Annotated in this window: 2 protein-coding genes; one reads left to right on the top strand and one right to left on the bottom strand. The window is 64.0% G+C overall.

Annotated features, from left to right (window positions below; translation table 11 throughout):
- Positions 1 to 247: amidohydrolase family protein (locus tag FJ039_12625; GenBank protein ID MBM4406991.1), on the bottom strand; the 247-nt coding region annotated here is incomplete at its 3' end.
- Positions 248 to 361: 114 nt separating this feature from the next.
- On the opposite strand from FJ039_12625, the gene FJ039_12630 reads away from it, so the two are divergent.
- Complete coding sequence (locus FJ039_12630) at positions 362 to 1,666, top strand: cation:proton antiporter (protein ID MBM4406992.1); 1,305 nt, start codon at positions 362 to 364, stop codon at positions 1,664 to 1,666.
- The last annotated feature ends 684 nt before the right edge of the window (positions 1,667 to 2,350 follow it).

Consider the following 2,350-nt stretch of genomic DNA (forward strand, 5'->3'; position numbering starts at 1 on the left):
AGCAGTCAACGCCCTGGAGATCGGCGGCATAGGCGAAGAGGTGGATATGGGCGTCTATGAAGCCGGGAAGGAGTGTCTTCCCTTGGCAATCGAGGGTTCGGGCGGGGGAGAGGAGGCGGGCGGCCTCCACTGCATCGCCGACCCAGGCGATGCGGTCGCCGGTGAGGGCGACGGCGGAGGCGGCGGGGCGCGAGGGGGCGCAGGTGAGGACGCGGGCGTTGGTGAGGAGGAGGTCAACGCTGGGCATAGGCTAGAGACAACCGCCTGGAGGAGGTTTATGGAGTTACATCAGACCGGATTCCATGATACGATTTCTCTAGTTTGTCCTGAACGGCCTGGATAGGCCCATCTAGCCTACACAATGGAAAATCACGATGTCACCGAATTGGTGATGCACCTTGCCTTTCAGCTTACGGCGATCCTCATCGCGGCGAAGCTGGCGGGCGAGGTCTGCGAGCGCTGGCTCAAGATACCCCCGGTAATCGGCGAACTGCTGGCGGGGGTGCTCATCGGCCCATTTGCGCTGGGGCAGTACGAGATCACACAGTCGTTCGGCGCGCTTTTCCCAAAGCCACACGACTATGGGGCTGACGGCGGCTCCGTTATCCCCGTCTCCGACCAATTGTGGTCCGTAGGCCAGATAGGAGCGATGCTGCTCCTCTTTCTCGCAGGGTTGGAGACAGATGCGAAGCTCTTCCGGAGATATGCCGTCCCCGGGTTGGCCGTGGCGGCGGGCGGCGTTCTCCTGCCGTTCCTCTTCGGCGTCTTGCTGACGGTGTGGATGGGCTTCGCCGATTCCTATTCAGACGCGGAGGCGCTTTTCATGGGCGCCATCATGACGGCGACATCGGTGGGCATCACCGCACGGGTGCTGAGCGAGAAGAAGAAGCTCGATTCGCCGGAGGGCGTGACGGTGCTGGCGGCGGCGGTGATAGACGACGTACTGGGCATCCTGGTGCTGACGGTGGTGGTCGGCATCGCGGCTACGGGCTCGATCTCGCCGAGCGAGGTGGTGAAGGTGGCGGCGAAGGCTGTGGGCTTCTGGGTGGGGCTGACGGTGATTGGGACGCTGCTCTCTGATCGCATCTCCAGGTCGTTTCTCTGGTTCAAGGCACCCGGGACGGCGCTGGCGCTTGCTGTAGCCCTGGCCTTCTTCTCATCGGCGCTGGCGGAGACGTTCGGCCTGGCGATGATCATCGGCGCCTATTCGATAGGGCTCGCCCTGTCCAGCACTCGATTGAAGCACTCGATCGAGCAGCCGCTGACCTCCATCACAGCGGTGATGGTGCCGATTTTTTTCGTGGTGATGGGAACACTGGTGGACTTAGGCTCGATGAAAGAGGCGCTGACCTTCGGCATCGTGCTGACGCTGCTGGCGATCATCAGCAAGGTGATCGGCGCGGGGTTCCCGGCGCTGTTCACCGGGTTCAACCTCAGAGGGGCGTCACGCATCGGCATCGGGATGCTGCCGCGAGGCGAGGTGGCGCTGATCGTTGCGGGCGTGGGCCTTTCGCGAGGGGTGATCGAGCAGGATGAATTCGGCGTGGCAATCATGATGACCATCGTGACGACGGTCATCGCGCCGATCCTTATCGTGCCGCTCTTTACCAAAGGCGGGTCGGGACTGAGGAAGGGCACGGAGGAGCAGGGAGTAGGAAGCAGGTAGAGGGTTCAAGGAGCAGGGAGCAGGGGGAGAACACAGGGGGAAGAGTCCCGGGAGTTTTTCGCTCTCCACTCACAGCCGCCTCTTTCCGCTGAGAAAAAAGGCGGCCTCCTCTGGGTGAGGGCAGAGGAGGCCGGGTGAGGTGCCCGACCCCAAGGGGGACGGGCGTGATAACGCCGAGGCCGGGGAGGCAACTCCGGCATCGGCAGGGGAATCCCCGTCAACGGTGTGGAGCCTTGACGGGGAGTGCTGGTGTGGTTGGTTCCCTCCCTATGCCGCCGTTCGGGCGGCCTCACGACTCTTCGCGCCCTTGTGGGGCTTCGGCCCGCCTTCCTGGAGGTGGGCCCGCTGGACGGCCTGGGTGATGATGGCGCCATCGGGCGCGAGCATCTTCAGCAGGCAGGTGAGCGGCGTCGCGAGGATCTTGACTCCTTTCCACGTGGTCGGCCGGTGGTCTCCGCCGTAGGTCTGCTGGACATAGGCGAAGGCTTGCTCCGCTTCGTCTAGCTTCCCCGGTGTAAATTTCAGAACGATGACGCCTGAGGTGCGGGAGAGGGGATTCCTCTGGTCGTTCCAGAGCCGCTGGTCCAGGGTGAGGAGGGCCGCCCCGGCGCGCTCAGCCCACTGGGCCAGGGCAGAGGGCGTCTCCTGCCGCAGGCCGTCCTCGCTTGCGGTGCGCACCTGCGT

It is taken from the genome of Chloroflexota bacterium, from assembly GCA_016875535.1.
Lineage (GTDB): Bacteria > Chloroflexota > Dehalococcoidia > SHYB01 > SHYB01 > VGPF01.

Coding starts and splice junctions, on each gene's coding strand:
- FJ039_12630 (MBM4406992.1), top strand. CDS start 362: ATGGAAAATCACGATGTCACCGAATTGGTGATGCACCTTGCCTTTCAG.